This window comes from Pseudarthrobacter sp. NPDC080039 (genome assembly GCF_040702335.1).
In the GTDB taxonomy this organism is placed as follows: Bacteria; Actinomycetota; Actinomycetes; order Actinomycetales; family Micrococcaceae; genus Arthrobacter; species Arthrobacter enclensis_A.
On sequence record NZ_JBFBKY010000071.1, the window covers coordinates 1 to 1,479 of the forward strand.

Genomic DNA, 1,479 nt, shown 5'->3' on the forward strand with positions numbered 1-1,479 from the left:
CTGGGCGTCCGCCTCCGCGGTGTCTGGCCAAGCCAGCGGGCAGCATAGGCGCTGCTCCGCATGAAAGGAACGAACCGATGGATCAGCACCATCACCACGGGTCTGTTGGCACAGACGATGCCTTGCCGGTGAAGACGGGCTCACCTGGCCGGGGCAGTCCCCGCGCGGCAGTCGCGAGCTTCTCTGGAACACTGATCGAGCTTTACGATTTCACGATCTTTGCCACTGCGGCCGCCCTGGTGTTTCCGGTTATGTTCTTCCCCGCGCTCGGGGCGGCCGAGGGAGTTGTTGTGTCCATCGCGACTTTTGGCGCAGCGTTCGTTGCGCGGCCTTTCGGCAGCATTCTTTTCGGACATTTGGGTGACCGCTTGGGGCGAAAGAAGACTCTCGTGACGACGCTGCTGGTGATGGGTCTTGCGACCGTCCTGGTAGGGGCCCTGCCCACTGCAGAGCAAATAGGTGTCTGGGCCCCGATTATTCTGGTACTCCTGAGGCTAGTTCAGGGACTGGCAGCAGGTGGTGAGTGGGCGGGCGCCATGCTCTTCGTCACTGAGCATGCGCCTAAGGGCAAGCGCGGTTTCTGGGCGATGTTTCCCTTACTTGGCGGGACCATCGCGCTCTCGCTCGCCAACGGAACGTTCCTCTTGACCGGGTTCGGCATGAGCAACGAGGCCTTTGTGAGTTGGGGTTGGCGCCTCCCATTCCTAGCGAGCATCGTGCTGATCGCGGTGGGGTTGTGGGTCAGGCTGAAGGTGGACGAAACTCCGGTATTCAAATCGGAGCAGACGCGCAGTGGCGTGGTCAAGATGCCATTCCTGGAGTGCATGAAGCGCCAACCCCGTGAAACTCTGTTCGCCAGTGGGGTGGGCCTAACCACGAACTCCTTCTTTTTCGTCAGCACCACTTACATCACTGTGTATGCGGTCAATTCTCTGAAGCTGCCGCGTACGGACGTTCTATTTGTCGGTGTCATAAGCGGCCTGGTGCTGTCCCTTGGTGTCGTAGTCGGCGCCGTCCTCGCTGACCGAATCGGACGGCGACCAGTCCTGCTTATTGCGCACGTAGCCGGCGCCCTATGGAGCCTTACCTTGTTCCACATCCTGGACGGTGCGACGGTGACCGGGTTCTCTCTCGTCCTCTGGACCACCATGTTCATTTCAGGGCTCAATTACGGGCCTATGGGCTCCTTCATCCCTGAACTCTTTCACACGCGATACCGGTATACGGGCGCTGGCTTCTCCTACAACATGGGTGCCTTGATCTCAGGTGCGGTTGTGCCGATCGTGGCCACGTCGTTGGCGGCGGCATATGGGAGCACCTCGGTCGGGTTCCTTCTATCCGGAGTGGCAATGGTCGCCCTCGTCAGCACCCTAATGCTCCGCGAGACACGCAACTCCAACCTCGACTGGGCAGACGCCAAGGCATAACAGCGCCATGAAGAGGATTCAAGGCACCAACCGCGGAAACGACAAACCGCTC

Annotated in this window: 1 protein-coding gene; it reads left to right on the plus strand. The window is 60.2% G+C overall.

Annotated features, from left to right (window positions below; all coding sequences use genetic code 11):
* Nucleotides 1-77 precede the first annotated feature (77 nt).
* A complete protein-coding gene (locus AB0313_RS22100; RefSeq protein ID WP_366308490.1) occupies nt 78-1,427 on the plus strand; it encodes an MFS transporter in 1,350 nt (449 codons plus the stop codon).
* Nucleotides 1,428-1,479 lie beyond the last annotated feature (52 nt).

Excerpts from the sequence above, each read along its gene's own strand:
- AB0313_RS22100 (WP_366308490.1), top strand. The coding sequence starts at position 78 with ATGGATCAGCACCATCACCACGGGTCTGTTGGCACAGACGATGCCTTG.